Raw genomic sequence first — 23946 nt, forward strand, 5'->3', positions numbered from 1 at the left:
ATGTGCCCGAGCCTACCGTGCGGTGCCGGGCGGGGCCGTGGAACCCCGGACCTCCAGCGACGTGGGCACGAGGTGGATCCGCTGCAGCTGCACGGACGCCTCGAGCCGTTCGATGAGGTACTTTCCGGCCTGCACGCCCACCGCCAGGTTGCCGTTGTCCACCGAGGTCAGCGAGATGTGCCGGATCCGGGCAAGGTAGCTGTTGTCATAGCCCACCACTGACAGGTCCGCGGGCACGCTGAGCCCCTGGTCCGCGGCCGCCGAGAGGGCGCCGATCGCGGCGAGGTCGTTGAAGGCGAAGATGCCGGTGGGACGGTTATCCCCGGCAAGCAGCCGGCGGGTGGCCGCATAGCCGCTTTCCTCGCTCATTCCACCGTTCTCCGAAAACTCGTCCGGGTCCAGGCCGGCGTCGGCCATCGCCGCACGGAACCCGGCCAGGCGGAGGGTGCCGATCTCACCCGGCCCGCGCAGGTGGGCGATATGGCGGTGGCCCAGCTCGATGAGGTGCCGGGTGGCACTGCGGGCGCCGGCGTCGTCGTCGTCCACAACGATGTCCATGCCGGGAAGGTTTGGATCGCGCGTGCCGGCGAGCACCACGGGAATGGATTCGGCGGCCGTTTGGATGGCCTCGGACTCGGGGGTTGTTCCGACGACGACCAGCCCGTCGATCCCCTGGTGCACCAGCGCTTCCACCGAGCGACGCCCGATCCGCCGGTCGGTATAGCTGTCAGCCAGCAGCGGCGAGAGCCCGGCCGTGTGCAGTGTGGCGGACAGCCCCTCAAGCAGCTCAACAAACCAGGGGTTGCGCAGGTCGTGAAGCAGCACACCGACGGTGTCGCTCCTGGTCCGGGACAGCCCGCGTGCGTGCGCGTTGGGACGGTAGCCGAGCTCGGCGATGGCCTCGAGGACCACCCGACGGCGGGAGTCGCTGACGTGCGGGGCCTCGCGGAGCACAAGCGAGACCAGCGATTTGGAGACACCTGCGCGCTCGGCAACGTCACGGATGGTGGGCTGCCGGACCGGGCGGGCACCGGCATCGGATTCAGGCATGCAACTCCTCGGGTCGGATCCAGTCTAGGGCTTGCGCAAGTCCGTGGGCTGCCTCAATATGGAACGGTCTATATTTGTCCAAACAGATGTGTCCACACGAGGAGTCAACGATGACGGAAGCAGGACGGCGCCTTCGGGCCGGAATGGTGGGAGGCGGCGCAGGTGCTGACATCGGCAAGACGCACCGGTTCGGGATGCGGCTCGATGACCGGTACGAACTGGTGGCCGGCGTGTTCGGCCGTGACGCCGGGCAGGCGGCCCGGCTGGCGGCGGAACTTCACATCCCGGAAGGCCGGGCGTACGCGGACTTCCGGCAGATGGCCGACGCGGAGGCCGCCCGGCCCGACGGGATCGACGTCGCGGTGGTGGCCACCCCCAACGACAGCCACTTCCCCATCGCGAAGGCCTTCCTCGAACGCGGCATCGCAGTGGTGTGCGAAAAGCCGCTGACGGGTGACTCGGCAACGTCCGCGGAGCTGGTGCGCCTCGCCGACGAAAACGGCACCATCCTGGCGGTCCCGCACTGCTACTCTGCGTACGCCATGGTCCGCCAGGCCGCGCGAATGGTCCGCGACGGAGCCCTGGGACGCATCACGTTCGTCGACGTCGAACACGCCTCCGGCTGGGCATCAACCCCGCTGGAGCTCACCGGGCACAAGCAGGCGAAATGGCGTACCACTCCTGAAGTGGCAGGATTCCCCAGCGTCGTGGCCGACCTGGGCACCCACGCCTACCAGCTGGCCCGCTACATCACGGGGCTGGAAACCGACGAGCTGACCGGCCAGCTGCAGACACTGGTCCCCGGCCGGGAAGTCTTCGACCACGCCACCGTTTCGCTGTGCCTCACCGGCGGTGTCACCGGCCGGATCTGGGCCAGCATGGCCGCCACCGGCCACAACCACGGGCTCCGGATCCGTGTCTTCGGGGACAACGGCAGCCTGGAATGGCAGCATGAAGACCCGCACCACCTCTCCGTGCAGGACCTGGCGGGTACCACCACCATCCTGACCCACGGCCTCAGCACGCTGTCCGACGACGCCTCCCGCCTCACCCGCGTGGGCCTCGGACACCCCGAGGGCTTCCTCGAAGCCTTCGGAAACTTCTACCGCGACCTCGCCGACGAACTCACCGCCCGGCGCGACGGCACCGCAAGCACCATCCGCGAGCTGTCCTTCCCCACCGGCGTTGACGGCCTCATCGGCGTGCAGTTCGTCGAAGCCGTCGCCGCTTCCCACGCCAACAACGGCGCCTGGACGGTCCCCGCCAGCGCATCCCTCCAGGAGGTCTGACCATGCAGCGCTTCGCCCTCATCGGGGCCGGATTCATCGGCACCGTCCACGCGGCCAGCCTGGCCGCCAACCCCGACGTCGACTTCCGGCTGGTGTACGACGTCGACACGGCACGGGCAGGGGCCGTCGCCGGGAAGTTCGGCGCCGCCGTCGCCCATTCCCTGGAGGACATATTCGACTCCGGTGAGGTGGACGCCGTCTTCATTGCCTCCTCGACGGACACGCACGCCGCCCACCTCCGCCGCGCCGTCGACGCCGGCCTGGCCGCGCTCTGCGAGAAGCCCATCGACCTCGACCTGGCGCAGGCCAGCGACGCCGTGGCCCATGCCCGAGGGCGTTCGGCCCGGGCCATGGTGGACTTCAACCGCCGGTTCGACCGGGATTACGCCGAACTCAAGCGCATTGTGGACTCCGGCGAAATCGGAACGGTTGAACTCATCCAGCTCTCCAGCCGCGGCCCTTCCATGCCTCCGCTGGAATATCTCGCGACCTCGGGCGGCCAGATGCGGGACCAGGCCGTGCACTTCTTCGACCTGGCCCGCTGGATCTCCGGCCTGGAGCCGGTGGAGGTCTTCGCCACGGGCTCCATCCTTGCCGAGCCGCGGCTGGCGGAGATCGGCGACGTGGACACGTCCGCAATCACACTTCGGCTGCCCTCCGGGGCGCTGGTGCAGATCGACTGCACCCGGCGCACCGGCTACGGCTACGACGAACGCATTGAGGTCCTGGGCTCCACGGGCATGGCCGAGGCCCGCCGGCAGCGCGACGGCAACGTGTCCCGGTACGGTGCCGGCCGGGTGGCGGACGACGGTCTTCACCAGGGCTGGTTTGAACGCGTCAAACCGACCTACGCTGCGGCGCTGGCTTCCTTTGTTGACGCGCTGGAGAACGGATCGGCCATCAGCCCGTCGCTGGAGGACGGCCTGAAGGCCCAGGCCATCGCGGAAGCGGCCACGCGTTCCCTCGCCACAGGGAAGAGCGAGCCGGTTCTGTACTGAGGCACGCTCCTGCTGACGCGTGAAACGACCGGCGAGTGCGGCCGGGGTGCCCGGCTGTGACCGCCCGGCCAAGACCCTCTCTCACTTCCTGCGGGTTTTTCCCAATCCCTCTCTCACCCGGTGATAGAGGGATCGGGATTTTCCTGCAGAAAGTGAGAGAGGGTCGGGACTGAACGCCCGCCGTCGGACCCCCGCCGTAAGCTGGAGCCATGCCGAGTAACTGGGACAGCCTGGATGTCAGCCTCCGCGAATCCGTGCAGGAGAACGTGGAGATCTACGAGCGCGTCCGCCCTGCCCTGAAGCTGGTCACCAAGGACGTTCTCCATATCCTCCGGGACATGCTGAAGGACACCGAGGTGACCCCGCTGTTTGTCACCGGCCGCACCAAATCCGTGGAGTCGTTCAAGGAAAAAATCTCCCGCATCGAGGAACCGCTGGAACCGGGCGGGCCGCCGGTCCTGAAGTTCCCGGACCCGTTCCGGACCCTGAACGACATGGTGGGGGTCCGGGTCATCACCAAGCTACCGGCGGAGAACGCCCTGGTGGCCAACCTGATCAAACGCCAGCGGAACGTGTTCGACTGCCGCGGCGACCGTGAAAAGGACATCGGTTCCATCGAGTCCGGGACCTACGGCTATTCCAGCCGCCACCTGATCCTGCGGACCATCCAGAACGAGGCCGTCAAGGAGTACCAGCAGGCCTTCAACCCGGACATCCAGCCCAACGGCAGCTACTTCTTCGAATGCCAGATCCGCACGGTCTTCGCCCACGCCTGGAGCGAGATCGAGCACGATATCCGCTTCAAGGCCGAGGACCCCCGCGCCTGGACCCCGCATTTCGACCGGCAGTTCACGGCCACGGCCGCCATGCTGGAGACGGTGGAGAGCGCGTTCGCGGACCTGCACGAGCGGTATGAGGAAGTCCGCAGTTTTTGGGACGTTGAGGGTGAGGGCGCCGCCCAGCTCACACCCAACCGCATCCGGGACGTCTGGCGTACGCTGCTGCCGCACGTGGACCGTAAAGTTGATGATGACTGGGGCTGGGCCGCCGAACTCATGGCGGCGCACGGCCTCAACCAGACCGTGCAGCTCGCCGGGCTGCTCAGCGCCAACCGGATCACCGAGGTCCGCAAGGCCCTGGACCACCGGTACTCCCCCGGCCCGGACCGCCTGCTGGATGACCTCCTGCTGTGGCAGTACGGGACCAAGCACATTGACCTCACCGCCGAGGCGCCCGACGCCGTTCCGCACCCGCGGCGCGACAGCCTCCTGCGGCGGCTGAAACAGATCGAGCGTTACCGCCAGACCAAGAAATAGGGATCCATGCAGCCCCTGCAGCTCCAGTCCGTCAGGGCCACCCTCCGCTCACCCCGCCGGCTCAAGACCGAAGCCCTGGCCGGACTGGTGGTGGCCCTCGCCCTCATCCCCGAAGCCATCGCCTTCTCGGTGATTGCCGGCGTCGATCCGCGGATCGGGCTGTTTGCCTCCTTCACCATGGCCGTCACCATCTCCTTTGTGGGCGGCCGGCCCGCCATGATCTCCGCGGCCACGGGCGCGGTGGCGCTGGTGATCGCCCCGCTGATGCGCAGCCACGGCCTGGACCACCTCATCGCGGCCGTGATCCTGGCCGGGGTTTTCCAGATCCTGCTGGCGGTCCTCGGCGTCACCCGGCTGATGCGGTTCATCCCGCGGTCGGTGATGGTGGGATTCGTGAACGCCTTGGCCATCCTGGTGTTCCTGGCCCAGATTCCCGAGCTGATCGGCGTGCCGTGGATGGTCTACCCGCTCGTGGCCATTGGCCTGGTCATTGTGGTGCTCCTGCCCAGGATCACCACGGCCGTGCCCGCGCCGCTGGTGGCCATCGTGCTGCTCACCGCGTTTGTGGTGGTGGCTGGAGTGGACGTGCCGGCCGTCCAGGACAAGGGCCAGCTTCCGGAGAGCCTTCCCTCAATCTTCATCCCTCATGTGCCGCTGACGTGGGAAACGTTCCAGGTCATCGCCCCGTTCTCGCTGTCCATGGCCCTGGTGGGGCTGCTGGAATCCCTGCTGACCGCCAAGCTCGTGGACGACATCACGGACACGCGCTCCAACAAGACCCGCGAATCCTGGGGCCAGGGCGTGGCAAACATCGTCACCGGCTTCCTCGGCGGCATGGGCGGCTGCGCCGTGATCGGCCAGACCATGATCAACGTCAAGGGGTCCGGGGCCCGAAGCCGGGTGTCCACGTTCCTTTCCGGGGTCTTCCTGCTGATCCTGGTGGTGCTGCTGGGTGACGTTGTGGGCCTCATCCCGATGGCCGCACTTGTGGCCGTGATGATCTTCGTTTCCGCCATCACCTTCGACTGGCACTCCATCGCGCCGCGGACGCTGCGCCGGATGCCCAAGTCCGAGACTGCCGTCATGGTCATCACCGTGGCCGTGGTGTCAGCCACGCACAACCTGGCCATCGGCGTCGGGGCAGGGGTGCTGGCGGCGATGGCCATGTTCGCCCGGCGGGTGGCCCACTTTGTCACCGTCGAGCGGACCGTGGTGGAGCTGAACGGCGAGGACGTGGCCACCTACACCGTGGACGGTGAACTGTTCTTCGCCTCCTCCAACGATCTCTACACCCAGTTCGAGTACGCCCTGGATGCCGAGCCGGACATCAGCCGGGTAGTGATCGACCTGCACGCCTCGCACCTGTGGGACGCCTCCACGATCGCCGTTCTGGACGCCGTCACCGAGAAGTACCGCAGGCACGGCCGGGAAGTGGAGCTGATCGGGCTGAACTCGGCGAGCGTCCAGATGCGCGAACGGCTGGCGGGCAAGCTCAACTGACGCTGGCTGCGGAGCCGAAACTCAACGGGGGGTGTCGCTGCGGGCCGTCCGGTTCCGGCCTTGGGACTTGGCCGCATAAAGTGCCGCATCCGCCGAGGCGACCAGGGCGTCCAGGCCCGGCGTCCCGGCGTCGTACGTGGCAATGCCGTAACTGACGGTGGGCATCCTCGGGCCTTCCGGTCCGGCCGAATCCGCCATCCGCCGGCTGATTGCGTCCGCAATCCGTTCCGCGCGGTCCGCCGTGGCCCCGGGGATGAGCAGGATGAACTCTTCCCCGCCGTACCGTCCTGTGAGGTCGGTTGTCCGCACGGTGTCCTGGCACGCTTCGGCGAATGCCCGCAGTGCGAGGTCGCCGGCGGCATGGCCGTAGGTGTCGTTGACCGCCTTGAAATGGTCCAGGTCGGCCAGGATAAGCGCCCCGGAAGCACGGGTCACGGCCGGGTCCGCCAAGTGTTCCGAGGCGAGGTCGAAGAAGGCCTTGCGGTTGAGCAACCCCGTGAGGTCGTCCCGGGTGGCCACCATCCGGAGGGCGCGGGTCTGCTGTTCACTGCTCAGCGCCGCCATGCTGAAGGACACCACCACCAGCAGCACCATGGTCACCAGCGTGGTCACCGCGGAACCGAAGTACGTGACGAAGGTGTGTCCGGCCGGGCCTTCGATCAGGAAGACCACCAGCCGGGCGAGATAGAACGCGGACATCCCCGCCGCCGCGGCAGCCATGGGGATCCTGACGCGCGAATATCCCGGCTCGAGCCGCCAGAGTTCCCTTGAGGCAAGCCCCACGGTCAGGCTCATGGCGGCCAGGAACACTGCGCCGCCGGACCAGGTGTTGGTGCCAGGATTGTCGACGGCGGAGGCAACCAGGGTGGCAAGGGGTATCGCCGTGAACAGCCACCGCCGCGGCGGCACAGTCCGCAGGGACCGCGCACCCGCCCAGACGGCCATCCCGCCGTGAACCACCAGGACGTTTCCCAGGGGATTGGCCCACCACTGATGGCCGGTTCCATTGAAAAGGAAGGCGGCTGAACCGGTCAGGAAAAACACCAGGGCAAGGCACCACCAGCCGCTGTAGGGAGACCGTGTGAAGCGGTAGGCCGAAAAATAGAACAGCAACCCCAGCACCATGGCCATCAGCGCGAACGCGATTCTGAGCGTCGCTGTATCCAGGACCATTTTCCGAAGTTCCCCCCGACTGCCGATGTGATGCAAACCTCAGTATCGCACCGCGGCCCGCCGTACCGGGCAAAAACCCGCGAAGAGACGGCGTGGGTTGTTACCGAGCGGGGTCATGAACTGGCTCCGGGCCGCCCGCCAGTGCCAGCATGATTAGATGCTTGAGGCAACAAAATCCCAGAATCCCCCTATTGAGGCCCCCACCAACCCTGCGCTGGCTGCGGAGGCGAAGATCGCCAGGATCGCGGTCACCGTCTTCCCGCTCCTGGTTGTCGCGGCGGGTGTCCTGGGATTCTTCATCCCTGGAGCGTTCAAGCCCCTGGGCCCCAGTGTGCCCTACCTGCTGGGCATCATCATGTTCTGCATGGGCCTGACGCTGACCCCGCCGGACTTCGCCGCTGTGGCCAAGCGCCCGTGGGCAGTGGTGCTGGGCATCGTGGCCCACTACGTGATCATGCCCGGGGCCGGCTGGCTGATCGCCGTGGCGCTGAACCTGGAACCCGAGCTGGCCGTGGGCCTCATCCTGGTGGGCTGCGCACCGTCCGGCACCGCCTCCAACGTGATGGCGTTCCTGGCCAAGGGCGATGTTGCCCTGTCCGTCGCAGTGGCCTCGGTCTCCACGCTCATCGCGCCCATTGTCACGCCGCTGCTGGTGCTGTTCCTCGCCGGCTCCTACCTGCAGATCGACGCCGGCGCCATGGTGGGCGACATCGTCAAGACCGTACTGCTGCCCGTCGTCGCCGGCCTCCTCGCCAGGCTCTTCCTCAGGAAGCTCGTCACGAAGGTGCTCCCGGCACTTCCGTGGGCATCCGCCGTCGTGATTTCCCTGATCGTGGCCATCGTGGTGGCCGGCAGTTCCAGCAAGATCGTCGCGGCCGGCGGCATCGTGTTCCTGGCCGTGGTGCTGCACAACGGCTTTGGCCTGGGCCTTGGCTACCTGGCGGGGAAGGTGGGCCGGCTGGATGACAAGGCACGCCGCGCCCTCGCGTTCGAGGTGGGCATGCAGAACTCGGGCCTGGCAGCCACGCTGGCCACCGCCCACTTCTCACCCCTGGCGGCGCTGCCGTCCGCCGTCTTCTCGCTGTGGCACAACATCTCCGGCGCGATTGTGGCCGCCTGGCTGGCCCGGCGCCCGCTCCAGGACGCGAAGAGCGCCTGAAGCGAGACGGCCCGGCCGGCGTCAGCAGAACGCGAGGGACCCGTCGGGCCTGGTGGGCAGCTGACGCTCCCAGTGGATGTAGTCGTCCTCGGTCAGCGCCGCCTCGTCAATCTCGACTCCCCAGCCGGGCCGGTCAGGCCGAAGTTCGAGGTGGCCGTCCACGGGAAGGTACGGGTCGGGGCACCAGGTGGTTTCCTCCAGCTTGTACTCCAGGATGGAGAAGTTGCTGCAGGCTGCCGCGAAGTGAAGGTTGTGGGCAACCGCCAGCGGACCCATCGGGTTGTGGGGCGCCACCGTGGTGAAGTGCGCCTCGGCGATGGTCGCGATTCTGCGCATCTGGGAAATTCCGCCCACCACGCAGATGTCAGGCTGGACGATGTCCGCCCCGCCGCCGGAGAGCAGGCTGAGGAACTCGTTGGCCGAGTACAGGCTTTCGCCGGTAGCGAGCGGCACCTTGAGTTCAGCGCGCAGCCGGTGCCAGGCGGGAAAGTACTCGGGCCGGATGGGTTCTTCGAAGAACAGCGGCTGGTACGGGGCGAGTGCGTTGCCCAGCTGGACGGCCTGGAAGGGCTCGAAAATTTTGGCGTGGGCATCGAAGGCGAAGTCCCATGCATCGGGGCAGGCTTCCCTGACGGCCCCAAAATACTCTGCGGTCTCGGACACGACAAGTCCCCACCGCCGGTTGTGGATGTCACCCCGGAAGGGGCTCAGCTTGAACGCCGTGAAGCCGTAGCGTTCGTTCAGCTCCTCGGTCACGGCCAAGCATTCCGCCGGGTCCGGTGCCGAGTAGACGCCGGCGTAGACGGAAACCCTGTCGCGCACGGTCCCGCCAAGGAGGCTGTACACCGGCACGTCTAGTGCCTTGGCAGCAATGTCCCACAGGGCGTGGTCAATTGCAGAGATCGCGGCGAGGCCAATCGCCCCCTGGGGAAAACGCGCCTTGCGGATCAGTTTTTGGGTCACGTACTCCACGCGGCGGGGATCGTCGCCTTTAACCTGCTCAAACAGGTAGTCCAGCACGGGCACCAGGGCCCAGTCCGGGCCGTGGTTGTACGCCTCGCCCCAGCCTGAGATGCCTTCGTCCGTGTCCACCCGCAAGAGCAGCCTCGGCCGGTTGCCGACGCGCTGCATGAACGTCTTGAATCCGGTGATCTTCATGCGCTGACTGCCGTCCCGGTGCGGGTGCCCGCGGCAAAGAGGTCGTTCACGGTGCTCCAGTCCGCCAGTATCCCGGCGATCTCCACACGGACGTCGTCATTGAGCTCGTGGCTGGGCGGCCTGATGGTCCGTTCGCAGAGGCCCAGCTGGGACAGCGCTTCCTTGACGACGCTGACGTTGTTGGCCGACCTGTCCTCGGCCCGCAGCTCCTCGAACCTGGATATCCGGGACAGCAGCGTGCCTGCCAACCGGTAGTCCCCGGCGCGCAGGGCGTCGCGCAGGGAGAGCGACAGTTGCGGATTCACGTTGACCAGCCCTGAGGTAAACCCGGTGGCGCCGTGGGCGGCATAGGACAGGGCGTATGGTTCAGCCAGTCCTGCGATCCAGACGAACCGGTCAGCGCCGGCCAATTCCCGGATCCGTGCGAACTGGGTGGGGTCCGGCACGGCATATTTGATGCCAATGACATTGGGGCAGCGGCCGGCCAGCTCAACCAGCATTGCCGCCGTCACCCACTCGTTGCGGATGTACAGCACAAAGGCGGTGTCCGGCGTGGCCGACGCAATCCGGGCGTGGTACTCCACCCAGCCGGCGGCAGAGACATGCGGATGCGACGGCTGGTGGATCATCGCCATGCGGATGCCAACCGCGGCGCCGGCCCGGACGTCGGCAATGGCAGACTCCACGTCGTGGCCGACACCCAGAAGGAGGAAGGCTTCCGGGCCGACTGCCTGGGCCGAAGCCTCGATCAGCTGATGGCGCTCCCGGGCAGTCAGTGCGTAGAACTCGCTGGTGTTGCCGTTGGGAGTAATCGTGGTGACGCCGTGGTCCACCAGCCGCCGAAGGAGCTGCTTGAACGCGGCGACATCGACGGCACCGTCCCGGTAGGGCGTCACGGGAATCGCAACAACGTCGGCCAGGGCTGTCCGGAGCTCGGGGAATGTCATCGTTTCCTGCCAGCGATCTGTCCGACGGCGCGGACCTCGAAACTGCGAATGTGGTTAAGGACCAGCTCGGCCGCACGGCCGGCATCGCCGTTGCGTGCCGCCGCCAGGATTTCGGCGTGCTCGGCCGCCTCTGTCTCCCAGGACGGCTGCTGGATCCAGGCGTTGACCGAGATGAGGGCCGTCTGCTCGCGCAGCCCGTCGAGCATGTCCATGAGGACAGGGTTGCCGCAGTTGGAATACAGCAGCTGGTGGAAATCCCTGTTGGCGAGGCTCCGTTCGGCTTCGTCCTTGGCGGCCGAGGCACGGTCCAGCGCGTCCTGCGCAAGGTCCAGGTCCAGTCCGCGGTCCACAGTGCGGGCGACGGCGACCGGCTCAAGGAGTGAGCGGACGTCGAAGACGCTTCGCGCCATCTCCTCATCCACCACGCGCACAGTGGCGCCCTTGTATTCGCTCATCGTGACCAGTCCGGCCCCCACGAGGGTCTTGAGCGCCTCCCGCACGGGCGTTTTGGAGATTCCGAACCGGCGGGCCAGTTCGGTCTCAACCAGCGGCTGCCCGGCAGGCAGCTCGCCCGTGAGGATGGACCGCCTCAGCGCCTCCACCACAAGACCGGTCCGGGACGACGCTGGCAGCAGACCGCTGGGCATGGATTCCGTGATCACAATAAATTCCTTTCCATGCAACTCATCATATCAGGTGTATCGTATGTAGTATATGATGTATGACAGCGGCGATTCACCGGCATCTCCGGCCGGCGCCTAACGAGAGGAACGCAATGATGCGTAAGAACGAAAGCTCATCCCCCAGCAGGATCCTCAAGAGAAGGACCGCGTTGTCCCTGGCAGCCGTCCTCGCCAGCACCATGGCCCTGGGAGCTTGCGGCACGGGAGCAGACACCGGCAGCGCCGAAAAGGGTGACGTCGTGCTGGAACTGTGGGACACCGATACCCGCCCCGAGCGCACGGAGAATCTGAAGACCCTGATCAGCATGTTCGAGGCCAAGAACCCCGGCATCAAGGTCAACTACCTCGGGCTTCCTACCGACTCATACATGCAGAAGATCAGCACGGCCATCGCCACCAAGGCGACGCCGGACATCATCACCCCCAAAGCCTCCGACATCTCTGCGCTCGTCGCACAGGGCGCCCTGGCCCCCCTCGAGAACGACTTCAAGAGCGGCGGTTGGGAAGACAAAATCTCGCCGGCGATGACCAAGTCCTCACGGGCGGCCTCACCCGATGGAAAGCTGTACCTGACACCGGCAACCAGCCTTGCCGACGTCGTCTATTACCGCTCCGATCTGTTCAAGAATGCCGGGCTGTCCAGCCCCTCCACCTGGGACGACTTCTACACCGCGGCGCAGAAGCTGACGGACAAGGCGTCGGGCAAATTCGGCTACACACTCCGGGGCGGCAACGGGTTCTTCCCGCAGTTCGTCCAGATGGTCTACCCGCAGGCCGGAATGGACAAGTTCTTCCGCGAAGACGGCACGTCCACCCTCAACGACCCGGCAGTCATTGCCGCAGCGGAGAAGTATGCCGCCCTGTACGGCAAGGACACAGCAGCCAGTGACCTGACCGCCGACTTCAAGACCATGGTGGCCCAGTTCGGCGCCGGCGGAGCTGCCATGCTCAGCCACAGCATTGGGTCCTACCCCACCCACGTCGCCGCCCTGGGCGCCGACAAGGTCGAAGCGGTTGCGCCGTTCCCGTCCGCCTCCGGAAAATCCGTTCTTACGGGCCGCATGACCACCGGTTTCTCCATGTTCCAGGCCAGTACGCACAAGGAAGCCGCCTGGAAGTTCCTCCAGTACACAATGAGCGTTGAAGGCAACAGCTTCTGGGCCCAGAAATCCGGCTACCTGCCGGGCAACACCGAGGTGGCCAAGGAGTCGTGGGTGACGCAGAACCCGGCGATGCAGGCATCCGTCAAGGCTCTCGAGAACAAGGACGCGGTCCTGCTGGAACAGCCCTACTACCTGCCTGAGTTCAACTCGATCACCACCACCGACATGCTCCCCGAATGGCAGAAAGTGCTCCAGGGCCAGCTCTCCATGAAGGATTTCCTGACCACCAGCGCCGACAAGCTGACCAAAGCCCAGCAGAAGTACATGAAGAAGTAGCGCCATGGCAGTCATCACTCCCGCCCGCCCCGCACGGGCGAAGCGTCCCGGACGCTCACGACACTCAGGCCTGAGGCGCCTCTATCCGTATCTCCTCATCGGTCCGGCGGCAATACTGACCCTGGTGTTCCTGGTCTATCCGGTAGGCAGCGTCTTCTACTACAGCCTCCAGCATTCGAATGTGACCCAGCCCTGGAACGACGGCTTCGCCGGCCTGGACAACTTCATCACCATGGGCTCCGATCCCCTCTTCTGGCGGAGCCTTGCCTTCACCGCCCAGTGGGTGGCCGTCGAGGTGGGACTGCAGTTCGTCTTCGGACTGGCACTGGCCTTGCTGATCAACAAGACATTCATCGGACGCGGCCTGGCCAGGGCGCTCGTGTTCTCGCCCTGGGCAGTCTCAGGGATCCTGACCACCACCATCTGGATCCTCATCTACAACCCCTCCACCGGGATCGGCCGCTACTTCGCGGACATCGGCATCGGCGAGTACGGCGTGTCCCTGCTTTCGGGGAGCGGCACCACCTTCTGGGCCGTCGTGCTGGCCGAAATGTGGAAGGGCATCCCGTTCTTCGCCATCCTCATCCTGGCCGACCTCCAGTCCGTGTCCCTGGAACTCTACGAGTCCGCGGAGGTGGACGGCGCCGGCACCCTCCGGAAGTTCGTCTCGATCACGTGGCCGCACATCCGCCAGGCCATCATTATCGCCACCCTTCTCCGGGCCGTGTGGGAGTTCAACAACGTTGATCTGCTCTACACGCTGACAGGCGGCGGACCCGCGAGTTCCACAACCACCCTCCCCCTGTACGTCGCCCAGACAGCCATCCATGACCGGGACTTCGGCTACGGTTCGGCGCTGACCGTTGTGGCCTTCCTGATCCTGACGTTCTTCTCGCTTGTCTATCTGCGCATCACCAAGTCAAAAGAGGATGAAAAATGACCTCGCTGCTTCCCACGGCACCCCTCACCCCCGCCCGGCCAGAGGCCGCCGGCACACCTGCGCCTCGGCCCATGAGTGCCCTGAAAAAGCGGGAGCGCCGCATTGACCGGGTCCTGACCTACGCTCCGCTGACGCTGTTCCTCATCTTCACGCTCGTCCCGTTCTACTGGATGCTGCTCTTTGCGTTCCGGCCCGCCGGCTCCACGTCGCTGGTGCCGTGGCCGATCACCTTCGAGCACTTCGAAACGGTCTGGAATGGTTCAGGCTTCGGCATCTACTTCCAGAACAGCCTTTTCGTGGCCGGGATGAGCCTCCTCACGTCCACCGTCATCGCCCTGCTCGGCGGCTACGCCCTGGCCCGCTTCAGGTTCCGCGGCAAGACACTGTTCCTGGTGGCCATGCTGTGCACCCAGTTCGTGCCCGGCGCCATGATGCTGATTCCGCTCTTTGAGATCTTCAATGCCGTTGGCCTGACCAACAACCTGTGGAGCCTCATCATCTCGGACACCGTCTTCCACCTGCCGCTGTCCCTGATCCTGATGGCCGGCTTCATCCGGAACGTCCCCATGGAACTTGAGGAAGCTGCCTGGGTGGACGGCTGCACGCGCATCCAGGCCTTCCGGCTGGTGGTCCTCCCGCTGCTGAAGCCGGGCATTGTGGCGGTGGGATCCTTCGCGTTCATCAGCGCCTGGAACAACTTCCTGTTCGCCATCATGTTCATGAGCACGCAGAGCCGTTTCACGGTTCCCGTGGGCCTGAGCTACCTGCTGGGCGAGTTCGGCGCGGACTTCGGGGCCCTTGCCGCCGGCGGCGTCGTCGCTATCATCCCGGTGGTCCTCCTGTTCGCCTACGTTCAGAAGTTCCTTGTCCAGGGACTGAGTGCCGGTGCCGTCAAGGGATGACCAACGCAACGGATCGCGCAACTGAACCCCTGATGACCTCGGCAGCGGCAGATTCCACGCCTGCTGAAGTGAACGCCGCATGTTCGGCAGCGGCTGGTGCCGCTGCCGGACTCGGCGAGTCCCTCCGGTCTGAGCGGTCCGCTTTCCTTCACGAGCTTGCCAACGAACTGGACCGGGACCGGGAGGCGATAGAGGGCGCCGCTGCGATTGAAACCTCGCTTTCGGCGAGCCGGCTTTCCGCCGAAATGACGCGGGCGGTGAACCAGGCGCGCCTTTTCGCGGACGTGCTCGACGACGGCGGGTATCTGGAAGCCACCATCGACCACGCAACGTCCACCACACCGGATACCCGCCTCACCCGGATACCGCTCGGACCGGTGGCAGTTTTCGGTGCGAGCAACTTCCCCTTGGCTTTCGGAGTTCCCGGCGGTGATACCGTCTCCGCCCTCGCCGCCGGTTGTCCTGTCGTCGTCAAGGGTCATCCGGGGCATCCGCACACGAGCCGGCTCGCCTTTGAGGCGATCCAGCGGGCCGCGACGACGTCAGGAATGCCCCCTGGAACCATTGCCCTCGTCACGGGAATCGAGGCGGGGCGCAGCCTGGTTTTGGATTCGCACATCCAAGCAGTTGGATTCACCGGGTCCACCCCAGCAGGTCGGATCCTGTTTGACCTCGCGTCCTCCCGCCCCTCCCCGATTCCCTTCTACGGTGAACTCGGAAGCCTCAATCCGGTGGTGGTGACAGCCGCCGCTGCCCTGGCGAGGACGCCTGGCATCGCAGCCACACTGGCATCGTCCATTAGCAGCAGCGCCGGCCAGTTGTGCACCAAGCCCGGCCTCATCTTCATTCCGTACGGTGCCGGCGATGCCTTGGTTGCCGCCCTCGCGGAGCTGCTGGCCGCCGTGCCTGCATTAACCATGCTGAACGACGGAATCCAGCAACGCTTCACCCAGAGCGTGGAGGGCTGGACGGCTGCTGAGGCTGTGTCGGTTCTTGTCGACCGCACGCATCGTGGTTCGGCTGGCCCGCATCTGACCAGCGTCGACATCGGACGGCTCTCGGGACCTTTGCTGGAAGAGGCCTTCGGACCTGCGGCAGTCATCGTCAGGTACGACACCCAGGAACAGGTGGTCGCCGCCCTCCAGTCGGTGGGTGGACAGCTCACCACGAGCCTGCTTTTTGAAGAGGCTGAAGCGGCCGAGCTGGGGTCCATCGCCCGAGCCATGAAGGGCCGTTCCGGGCGGCTCGTGTTCAATGACATTCCTACTGGAGTCGCCGTCTCGTGGTCCATGACCCACGGCGGCCCGTACCCGGCGACAACGAATTCAGCGCATACCTCCGTGGGGAGCGCCGCAATCAAACGGTGGCTGCGGCCGGTCACCTATCAGAATGCGCCGGAAACGGTCCTGCCGCCGGAACTGAGGGAAGCTTCGCGCGGCATTCCCCGGCGAATCAACGGTTCACTGACCACGTCCTGAGGTCCAGTCCCGCCCGTGCAGGCGTTCGAAGCCGTCCAGCATCAGGTCAAGGGCGAACTCGAACTCAAACTGGTCGTCGCAGCCGTAGCTGACCACTGAGCCGTCGTCGTGCCGGGCAACTCTGGCCACTTCAAGGATGTTCGGATACCTCCGCGCCATCTCCTGGAGTATCGCAGCCTGCACCTCCGGCGGCATCACGGCCTCCGGGCTTCCGGCGGCGGCGTCGAACAGCTCCTGGGTGAAGCCCCACATCCGGCTCCCCAGCGCGTGCATCACGTGGTGGGTGAGGTCAACGGAGAAGCCGCCGGCCAGGAACATTCCGATGACTTCGTCGGTGTACTTGAGGACGGCGGGCGTCCGGTTGGTGCGGGTTTCCAGTGCATGGCGGGCCCACGGATGCCGCAGCAGCGCCTGCCGCGCGGAGAGCACACGCAGCCGGACTGCATCCTTCCAGCCAGCGCTGGCAGCGTTGGGGGCGATCTCGCCGATGACGACGTCCACCATGCCGTCAAGGAGTTCATCCTTGTTGGCGACGTGCTTGTAGAGCGCCATCGGCACCACGCCGAGCGCCTCGGCGAGCCGGCGCATGCTCAGCGCCTCAAGGCCCACTTCGTCGGCGAGCGCGACGGCGGCCTCGAGCACGCGGGCCCTGTTCAGCGGGGTGCGGCGTGGGGTTTCCAGCTGCTGGGTCATCCGGCCCACCCTTCCTTAGCCGTTTTCTATTGACAAGTGTACGGCGTACACCTAGCGTGATGCACATCAGGTGTACGCCGTACACCTTGAAGCCAAAGGGACCGACAATGCCAACGAAAACCGAGCTCGCCCCTTCCCGCACACTCCGCCGCAGGGCGCAGTGGCCGGTGCCCGCCGGGCTGATCCTCCTCAGCCTCATCCCGGTCATCGCCGGGGCGGCGCGGCTCACGGAGCTGACCGGCGGAGCCGCGGTCACAGCACAGAATGCCAGGTTCTTCGCTTCACCCGTCCCCGTGGTGGTCCACATCGTCAGCGTGACGGTCTACAGCCTGCTGGGTGCCTTCCAGTTCGTTCCCGCGCTAAGGGGCAGGCGCGGCTGGCACCGCATCGCCGGACTCATCCTGATACCGGCCGGACTGCTGACAGCCTTGTCCGGCCTGTGGATGTCCGCCTTCTATCCGCTCCCCGACGGCATCACCGACGTGCCGCTGCGGATCCTCTTCGGCTCCGCCATGCTGGTGAGCCTGGTGATGGGCGCCCTGGCGATCCGCCGGCGGGACTTCGTCCGTCACAGCGTATGGATGGCGCGCGCGTACGCCATTGCGGTGGCTGCCGGCACCCAGGCGCTGGTCATCCTGCCTTGGATGCTCCTGGCGGGCCCGCCCAGCGAACTCATCCGGGCACTGCTAATGGGGCTCGCCTGGGTGATCAACCTGGCAGTGGCCGAATACGTCATTCACCGGCGGGCCCGGGTCCCCGCAAGGGTTCAGCGGCCGTCCGCGCGCATAGTCTTGGATGCAAAGGCATTGCACTCGCGCGGTTGACAGAAAATGGGGTCTTACATGGCTGAAGTCTTCGCCGGAATCGCCGTGGTGGGCTGCCTGTTCGGAGTCATCGCCGCACTCGGTGCGATCGCGGTCCGGGCCCGCCGCCGGGGCGCCACCGCCTCGGCTGTTGCCGCCGCGATGGCCGCCTACGACGAAGCCATGCATTCGACCGCCTACAGCACCTTTGTTGAAATGCGGTCCCAGGACGAGCGGTCTTCACCGGTCGCCGCTCCCGACAAGGACTGACAGGGGCGGAGTCGCCAGGTGACTGACCTGCAGCAGTCCGGCGCTACTGGCAGAGCTCGGTGAACGTAGCCCCGGCCTTCTGGTAACCGTCCTGCAGGCCGGCGAGCTTTTCAGCGTCCGGGTTCTCCTTCGCGGACTCATCCGTGAATTCGATGATCGCCTGGACGGCGGGCTTCAATTCGTCCGAAGCCCCAGCCACGATCGGGCGGAGCTTGTTGGCGAGGATCGTCATGCCCGTCTTTCCCATGTTGGCGCTGGAGTCAGAAGCAACGATCTTGATCCGCTCGCAGGTCGCTTCCGTGGACAGCTTTGCCGGGGCGGCACAAGCGGAAGCAGAGACAAGGAGGGCGCCGGCGAGCAGGGCCGTGGTGAGTTTCTTCATGATTCCCTTGATAGGTGGCTGAACATCGATTGTAAGCAGATCCGGCAGCCACACGGTCCGGAGACCGAACGGATGACGCAAGCAGCTTCGCGAAATCCGCCTAGCCAAGCCATGAATGCGGAAATGACTGTCAAGCCTGGAGCTGGTGCGCCGCATACCCGTCCCGCCACAGGTGTGCGGGTTCGAACCCGAGCCGGCTGCGGGCCTTGTCGATGGACATGAGCGTTTCAAACTCGCCCAGCCCTGGCCGCACGGGCACTCCCGGGAAGTGGAGTGCGGCGAGCTCGGCGGTAGGAACGGCGCTTCCGGTATCGGAGGCCGCGACGTCGTAAATTTCGAACCCGGGCGCAGCGTGCGCCAGCGCGAGCGCCACCGCGGCCGCTCCGTCCCGGGAATCGACATAGCTGAACAGAAGGTCACGGCGATATGCGGGATCCGAGGCATTGGCAAAGGTTCCGTATTCGTCCGGAGCCACCACATTGGTGAAACGGAGCGAGCTGATGCTCATCCCCGGTTCCCAGCGGACCAGCTGGGCCCACATCGCCTCCTCCGCAACCTTTGCCAGCGCATAGGTGTTGTTGGCGGCCGTCGTCGACTCGTCGATGGGCAGCGCGGCGGGCGGCTCATCGAACGGGAATCCCATGGCGGTGATGCTCGAGGCGGTGACGATCCTGCGGATGCCTGCCCGCATGGCTGCGTGAACCACGTTGAAGCTGACAGACATGTTGTTCTGGAAGGTTGCCGCGTCGGGAACGAGCCCGTTCACCGGGATGGCCGCCAGGTGCACCACCGCATCCAGCCCTTGATGCCGGGCGGTGACGCCAATCATGCTGTCCAGCGTCTGCCCGTAGTCGGCGAGGTCCACCCGGGTGAAGCCAGCACCTGCTGTTCCCGTGAGGTCGAACCCGGCGACCTCGTGCCCCTCGCTCCGGAGGCGGTCCACGGTGGCCCGCCCCAGTTTGCCTGAGCTGCCAGTAACTGCGATGCGCATGTAGGGTCCTTCTTCTTGTCTCGTCGTCATCAAGATTTGGCCGCAGCCGGCCTACGCCCGGGTTCGTTCCTCGAGTATTTCGAGGATGTGCCGGTATTCCTTGCCGGTGGCACGGCTCATTCCGATCTCGCACGTGCGGTTGCAGGACGCATGCGCCTCAAAGCCGCCCGCCGCCACCTCCGCCGCCTCATCCCGCGTGGCCGAGGCCGTCAGTTCCGGGTGAAGCATGCCGCGGTCGCCGGCGAATCCGCAGCATCCCCACGAATCCGGAACCACAGCCTGCCCGGATACAGCGTCGGCGAGCACGCGGAGTCCGTCGTTGGTTCCCAGGCGGGTGCTGGCGCAGGTGGGGTGGAGGACTATCGAGGCCACCTGTTCCTGCACCCGAAGATGCGGGAGCAGTTCGGCGGCGGCGAAGTCGACGGAGTCAATGACGCGCAGCCGCACGGATTCACCGGCGGACCCGCGTACCTTGTCGAGGGCGTGCAGCAGGCCTTCCGTGCAGGAGGAGTTGTCTGTGACGATCGGCAACCGTCCGCCGTCGGATGCGGCAATAAGGGCGGCCACGGTCCGTTCGGCCATCGCGGCAAACCCCTCGGTCAGTCCCTTGGACTTCCACGGGGTGCCGCAGCACAGCGCGTCAGCACTGGGCGGGATCACGACGCCGACACCCGCCCGGGCGCACAGCCGACGGAACGCTTCGGCTGCTCCGATGCTGCCTTTGGCAGGTCCGAACATCGAACCTACGCAGGAGGCAAAGAACACGGCCTGCGCCGGCGTTTCAGACTCCCCGGCAAGCTCCACCCCGGCCCGCCTCGTGCCGCCAGCAGGCAGATCAGCCGTCCAGCGGGGCACCACATCGGTGCCGAGCACGAACCGTGCCGCGTCGCTGGCACCGCGGACTGCCGGCGCCGGCAGCCACTTCGCAACAGTCAGGGCGGTCGCAGCCACCCGCGTGACCGGCGCCCATTGCGCGGCGGCGGCCCGGCCTACTGCCTGGGTGGCCCGCGAAGCGTCCTGCTCACGGAGCCGGCGGACAAGATCCCCGGTGTTAATAGACACCGGACACGCGGTCTGGCACATCCCGTCAACCGCGCACGTCTCCACCGAGTTGTACGTCTCGGCCCGCGCAAGCTCGTCGTCGAGCGCCAGATTCCCGCTGGCACTCGCAGCAGCCCGGGCGCGGCGGACCGCAATGCGCTGGCGCGGCGTGATCGTCACGTCCCGGCTCGGGCACACGGGCTCGCAGTAGCCGCACTCCACGCACCGGTCCACTTCGGGTTCGACGACGGGGGTGAGCTTCAGGTGCGCCAGGTGCGATTCCGCGTCGTCGCTCATCAGCACGCCGGGGTTGAGGATTCCGTCAGGATCACAAAGCCTCTTGACCTCCCGCATGACGCGGTAGAGCCGCGGCCCGAACTGGCGTTCGACAAACGGGGCCATGATGCGGCCCGTGCCATGCTCGGCTTTCAGGGTGCCGCCAGCTCCGAGGACCAGCTCCACCAGGTCTTCAGTGAAGGCCCGCTGGCGCCCGATCGCACCGGCTGACGTGAAATCCTCCGTGATGAGGAAGTGGATATTGCCATCCTTCGCATGCCCGAAGATCACGGCGTCGTCGTAGCCGTACTCTGCAAAGAGCCGCTGCAGTGAGGCACAGGTCGGCGCGAGCAGCGGGACGGGCACCGCAATATCCTCCAGCAGGGCTGTGGTTCCTGGGCGCCGGGCGCCTGCAATTGCGGCATATAGACCCTTCCGCGCATGCCACAGGTGCGCACGCTTTTTGGGCTCCGTTGTCGGCTCAAACGAGGGGGCTCCGGCAGCTGCCAGGGCAGCCCGCGCGTCGCCCAGAAGCCGCCCCAGTTCGTCCTCATTCTGTCCCTGGTATTCGATGAGCAGGGCGGCGTGGGAGAGGATACTGACCTGGTCGAGGATGTCCGCGGTAGCGGAATCGTCCTGCACCACCCGCAGGGATGCTGCATCCATCAGTTCGATGGTGGCCGCACCCGTGTCCACCAGGACGGGAAGGATCCGCGTGGCCTGTTCCAGGTCCTCGAAGATCACCAGCGCGGTGGCGGCATACGGCGAAATCTGCACGGTGTTGAATTCAACCTCGGCAATGAACCCGAGTGAGCCTTCGCTGCCCACCATGAGGTGGGCGAGGATCTCCGCCGGTGCGTCGAAGTCGAGGAACGAGTTCAGCCCGTAGCCCATGGTGTTCTTGCCGCGGTACTGGCGCAGGACTTCCGTTGCCAGTTCGGGGTCCGCCCGGATTTCATCGCGGAGTTGGGCCAGCCCGGCATGCAGCGCCGGTTCAGCGCCGGCGAGGCCCCCGTCAGCATCCGGCAGGGAGGTATCCACCACAGTTCCGCCGGGCAGGACGAATTTCAATGAGCGCATGGTCCGGTAGGAGTTGTAGTCCGTGCCGCAGGCCATGCCGCTGGAGTTGTTGGCCACAACACCGCCGACTGTTGCCGCGATCTCGCTGGCCGGATCCGGCCCCAGCTTCCGGCCGTGGCGAAGGAGCCTGGCGTTGACCTGGCGGATGGTGGCACCGGGCTGGACGACGACGGTACTGCCGTCAGCTGCGGGCCGGATGTCCCGGAAGGCGCCCCTGACGTCGATCAGCAGGTCATCGCCCGACGCCTGACCGGACAGGCTGGTACCGCCGGAGCGCAGCGTGATGGAACGATGGTGCGAATGCGCGTAACGGAACGCGGCCGAAACGTCCTCGAGCGACCGTGCGCGAACCACCGCCGCCGGGGTCAGCAGGAAATGGGAGGCATCGACGCCGGCAACCACGCGGTCGAACACGTCGACGCTTACGTCCGCACCCGTCGTCGACCGCTCACGGGACGCCGGCGGAACGGCGCCGTCCCCGGCGCCGAGTGCCGCACGAAGCGAGGCGGCCAGGGCGCGGTCGCCGGCCTTAACATCCGCGCGGTCTGCCGTGCCCTCAAGGTGAGTCGCTTGCATAAACTATCACTTCCGAATTATGATACACTTTACAAAACCTGCAGGGAAAGTTTCAGCACCGGAGATCCACGGGGCGCTTCCTGCAGAACCGCCATCCCCGATCGGAGCGCCCCGTGGCAACTGGCCGAAACGCCGCCCCCGTTGACGGGCAAGTCCGCCTCCTCACGAAGGTGGCGCGCATGTACCATGAGCGCGGAATCCGCCAGGCGGACATCGCCACCGCGCTGAACATTTCCCAAGCCAAGGTCTCCCGCCTGCTGAAGCGCGCGGTCACCCAAGGAATCGTCCGCACCACTGTGATGGTCTCCCCCGGCGTTTACTCGGATCTCGAGGAGCGGCTGGAGGCGAAGTTCGGACTGCTGGAAGCTGTCGTCGTTGATATCGAGAGCGACGACGACGAACGGGCTGTCCATTCTGCGCTCGGTGCGGCGGCTGGCAGCTACCTCGAGGCCACCCTCGGCGGTGGGGACCGGATCGGCATCTCCTCGTGGAGCCAGACACTGTTGGCCCTCGTGGACCGCATGCGGCCATTCAACGTTGGCGGTGCCACCCAGGTTGTCCAGCTTCTTGGCGGCATCGGCACCCCCGAAGTGCAAAACATGGCCCAGCGGCTCGTCGGCGAGTTTGCGCGGATGCTCGGGGCGGAGCCGGTTTACGTTCCCGCGCCCGGCGTGGTGGCCGACCGCGCCATCAGGGATAGCCTCCTGCAGGAAGCCGCGCTCACCGAGGTGGCGCGGCGTTGGAATGAACTCACCATGGCTATTGTGGGCATCGGCAGCATCGAACCGTCCAACCTGCTGGCTGAAAGCGGAAACGCATTCTCCCCGGGTGACCGCGAACGGCTGCTGGCTGAAGGGGCGGTCGGCGATATATGTCACCACGTTTTCACCGCAGACGGGACGGCGGTCACGGGTGACCTTGCTGCCCGCACCATCTCGATCCCGGTGGAAAACTTCCTGTCCATCCCCCGCCGCATTGGCATCGCCGGTGGCCTGCGAAAGCGAGAACCGATTCGCGGAGCCCTGGCCGGCGGGTGGGTCAACGTCCTCATCACCGACATCCACACCGCCGAGGCACTGGCCGGCGAAGAGACCAGCGGCGCTGGAACCGAAAGCCCGGAGCTCACCGCTTAGCGGGGAGGGAGGCGAGGAGCTCGTGCAGGCGCTTGACGCCGGACTCCAGGCTTGTCAGCACCGGGACCGCCACGTCGCAGCCTTCGGCGGCACTTGCCATTGATGCCTGGGCCAGGACCACGACGTCTGAATCCTCCGCAGCATTCCGGATAGCCGCCGCCACCTTGAGGTCGTGGCTCGGACGGTCACCGGAAGCGACAGCCGTAAAGGCGCCCTCTACCACTACACTCCGGATGGTGGGCGTGAGCCCGGCCACCCGGGCCCGCTCGGCGATGAGCCGCGAGGTGGGCCCGCACGTCGTCGGCAGGGTAGCCAGCACAGTGATCCTTGACCCTTTGGCCACCGCTTCGTCGGCCATGGCCTCATCAATGCGGAGGATGGGAATGCCCACCTCGGCCGAGATGGTCGCTGCCAGCTCCGAGATGGAGGAGCAGGTCAGCATGATGACCTCGGCACCGGCATCGGCAGCCGCCCTGGCGAGTCCCGCGACACGTCGCGGCACGGATTCGGACACATCAGGATCACCCAGGTCGGCCACAATGCGGTCGTCCAGGTAGTTGATTGCCGTGACGCCGGGCAGTTCCCGCTTGATCAGCTCCATGACGGGGCCAATCACCACCGCGCCCGTGTGCAGCAGGGCAATCCTGGGGGTCTCGCTCATTCGGTTGC

At 66.2% G+C, this 23946-nt stretch carries 22 protein-coding genes; 12 read left to right on the top strand and 10 right to left on the bottom strand.

Going from position 1 to position 23946, the window contains the following annotated elements:
* Nucleotides 1-12: 12 nt before the first annotated feature.
* On the bottom strand, nt 13-1050 hold the full coding sequence (locus ABV518_RS05255; RefSeq protein ID WP_367765775.1) for a LacI family DNA-binding transcriptional regulator: 1038 nt from the start codon (nt 1048-1050) through the stop codon (nt 13-15).
* 110 nt (nt 1051-1160) lie between these two features.
* Between ABV518_RS05255 and ABV518_RS05260 the strand changes: the two genes are divergently transcribed.
* The 4 genes from ABV518_RS05260 (at nt 1161) to ABV518_RS05275 (ending at nt 6153) form a co-directional block, all read left to right on the top strand.
* Nucleotides 1161-2339 (top strand): Gfo/Idh/MocA family protein, encoded by a 1179-nt coding sequence (locus ABV518_RS05260; protein WP_367765777.1) that lies wholly within the window; start codon nt 1161-1163, stop codon nt 2337-2339.
* A 2-nt stretch (nt 2340-2341) separates the two neighbouring features.
* On the top strand, nt 2342-3337 hold the full coding sequence (locus ABV518_RS05265) for a Gfo/Idh/MocA family oxidoreductase (protein WP_367765778.1): 996 nt from the start codon (nt 2342-2344) through the stop codon (nt 3335-3337).
* 209 nt (nt 3338-3546) lie between these two features.
* Nucleotides 3547-4653, top strand: a complete 1107-nt coding sequence (locus ABV518_RS05270; protein WP_367765779.1) for a GTP pyrophosphokinase family protein — start codon at nt 3547-3549, stop codon at nt 4651-4653.
* A gap of 6 nt (nt 4654-4659) precedes the next feature.
* A complete protein-coding gene (locus tag ABV518_RS05275; protein ID WP_367765780.1) occupies nt 4660-6153 on the top strand; it encodes a SulP family inorganic anion transporter in 1494 nt (497 codons plus the stop codon).
* Nucleotides 6154-6174: 21 nt separating this feature from the next.
* Here the strand turns inward: ABV518_RS05275 and ABV518_RS05280 are convergent, their stop codons facing one another.
* Entirely contained in the window at nt 6175-7326 is a 1152-nt protein-coding gene (locus tag ABV518_RS05280; protein WP_367765781.1) for a GGDEF domain-containing protein, read from the bottom strand.
* A 157-nt stretch (nt 7327-7483) separates the two neighbouring features.
* Between ABV518_RS05280 and ABV518_RS05285 the strand changes: the two genes are divergently transcribed.
* A complete protein-coding gene (locus tag ABV518_RS05285; RefSeq protein ID WP_367765782.1) occupies nt 7484-8485 on the top strand; it encodes a bile acid:sodium symporter family protein in 1002 nt (333 codons plus the stop codon).
* 21 nt (nt 8486-8506) lie between these two features.
* Here the strand turns inward: ABV518_RS05285 and ABV518_RS05290 are convergent, their stop codons facing one another.
* The 3 genes from ABV518_RS05290 to ABV518_RS05300 are packed head-to-tail and all read right to left on the bottom strand — an operon-like array spanning nt 8507 to nt 11252.
* Complete coding sequence (locus ABV518_RS05290; RefSeq protein WP_367765783.1) at nt 8507-9643, bottom strand: mandelate racemase/muconate lactonizing enzyme family protein; 1137 nt, start codon at nt 9641-9643, stop codon at nt 8507-8509.
* Complete coding sequence (locus ABV518_RS05295) at nt 9640-10590, bottom strand: dihydrodipicolinate synthase family protein (protein WP_367765784.1); 951 nt, start codon at nt 10588-10590, stop codon at nt 9640-9642. Before ABV518_RS05295 ends, ABV518_RS05290 begins: the two co-directional genes overlap by 4 nt.
* Nucleotides 10587-11252, bottom strand: a complete 666-nt coding sequence (locus ABV518_RS05300) for a GntR family transcriptional regulator (RefSeq protein ID WP_367765785.1) — start codon at nt 11250-11252, stop codon at nt 10587-10589. The genes ABV518_RS05295 and ABV518_RS05300 overlap by 4 nt, the downstream gene beginning before the upstream one ends.
* Nucleotides 11253-11365: 113 nt before the next feature.
* On the opposite strand from ABV518_RS05300, the gene ABV518_RS05305 reads away from it, so the two are divergent.
* Genes ABV518_RS05305 through ABV518_RS05320 form a run of 4 tightly spaced genes read left to right on the top strand, consistent with a single transcriptional unit; the run spans nt 11366 to nt 16032 of the window.
* The gene (locus tag ABV518_RS05305) at nt 11366-12712 is read left to right on the top strand and encodes an ABC transporter substrate-binding protein (RefSeq protein WP_367765786.1); all 1347 of its coding nucleotides are present in this window, start codon (nt 11366-11368) and stop codon (nt 12710-12712) included.
* A gap of 4 nt (nt 12713-12716) precedes the next feature.
* Nucleotides 12717-13652 carry a carbohydrate ABC transporter permease gene (locus tag ABV518_RS05310; RefSeq protein WP_367765787.1) on the top strand — a complete coding sequence of 312 codons (936 nt, stop codon included), beginning with the start codon at nt 12717-12719 and terminating at the stop codon, nt 13650-13652.
* A complete protein-coding gene (locus tag ABV518_RS05315; RefSeq protein WP_367765789.1) occupies nt 13649-14554 on the top strand; it encodes a carbohydrate ABC transporter permease in 906 nt (301 codons plus the stop codon). The genes ABV518_RS05310 and ABV518_RS05315 overlap by 4 nt, the downstream gene beginning before the upstream one ends.
* Nucleotides 14551-16032 carry an aldehyde dehydrogenase family protein gene (locus ABV518_RS05320; protein WP_367765790.1) on the top strand — a complete coding sequence of 494 codons (1482 nt, stop codon included), beginning with the start codon at nt 14551-14553 and terminating at the stop codon, nt 16030-16032. Before ABV518_RS05315 ends, ABV518_RS05320 begins: the two co-directional genes overlap by 4 nt.
* Here the strand turns inward: ABV518_RS05320 and ABV518_RS05325 are convergent.
* Nucleotides 16015-16725 carry a TetR family transcriptional regulator gene (locus ABV518_RS05325; RefSeq protein ID WP_367765791.1) on the bottom strand — a complete coding sequence of 237 codons (711 nt, stop codon included), beginning with the start codon at nt 16723-16725 and terminating at the stop codon, nt 16015-16017. The two genes, ABV518_RS05320 and ABV518_RS05325, sit on opposite strands and share 18 nt — an antisense overlap.
* Nucleotides 16726-16832: 107 nt before the next feature.
* Here ABV518_RS05325 and ABV518_RS05330 point away from each other — a divergent pair, with 107 nt between their 5' ends.
* A complete protein-coding gene (locus ABV518_RS05330) occupies nt 16833-17549 on the top strand; it encodes a DUF2306 domain-containing protein (RefSeq protein ID WP_367765793.1) in 717 nt (238 codons plus the stop codon).
* A gap of 18 nt (nt 17550-17567) precedes the next feature.
* Nucleotides 17568-17798: a hypothetical protein gene (locus tag ABV518_RS05335; protein WP_367765794.1), complete on the top strand. Its 231-nt coding sequence runs from the start codon at nt 17568-17570 to the stop codon at nt 17796-17798.
* A gap of 43 nt (nt 17799-17841) precedes the next feature.
* Here the strand turns inward: ABV518_RS05335 and ABV518_RS05340 are convergent, their stop codons facing one another.
* From ABV518_RS05340 to ABV518_RS05350, 3 genes are all read right to left on the bottom strand, one after another.
* The gene (locus tag ABV518_RS05340; RefSeq protein ID WP_367765795.1) at nt 17842-18180 is read right to left on the bottom strand and encodes a hypothetical protein; all 339 of its coding nucleotides are present in this window, start codon (nt 18178-18180) and stop codon (nt 17842-17844) included.
* A gap of 130 nt (nt 18181-18310) precedes the next feature.
* Entirely contained in the window at nt 18311-19171 is an 861-nt protein-coding gene (locus ABV518_RS05345) for an NAD-dependent epimerase/dehydratase family protein (RefSeq protein ID WP_367765796.1), read from the bottom strand.
* A 51-nt stretch (nt 19172-19222) separates the two neighbouring features.
* Nucleotides 19223-22144, bottom strand: coding sequence for an FAD-binding and (Fe-S)-binding domain-containing protein (locus ABV518_RS05350; protein ID WP_367765797.1), 2922 nt, complete (start codon nt 22142-22144; stop codon nt 19223-19225).
* Between the two features lie 179 nt (nt 22145-22323).
* On the opposite strand from ABV518_RS05350, the gene ABV518_RS05355 reads away from it, so the two are divergent.
* Complete coding sequence (locus tag ABV518_RS05355; RefSeq protein WP_367765798.1) at nt 22324-23277, top strand: sugar-binding transcriptional regulator; 954 nt, start codon at nt 22324-22326, stop codon at nt 23275-23277.
* On the opposite strand, the gene ABV518_RS05360 is transcribed toward ABV518_RS05355, so the two are convergent.
* Nucleotides 23267-23938, bottom strand: a complete 672-nt coding sequence (locus ABV518_RS05360; RefSeq protein ID WP_367765799.1) for an aspartate/glutamate racemase family protein — start codon at nt 23936-23938, stop codon at nt 23267-23269. The genes ABV518_RS05355 and ABV518_RS05360 overlap by 11 nt on opposite strands.
* Between the last annotated feature and the right edge of the window lie 8 nt (nt 23939-23946).

The sequence above is a fragment of the Arthrobacter sp. HS15c genome, assembly GCF_040812005.1.
GTDB lineage: Bacteria > Actinomycetota > Actinomycetes > Actinomycetales > Micrococcaceae > Arthrobacter.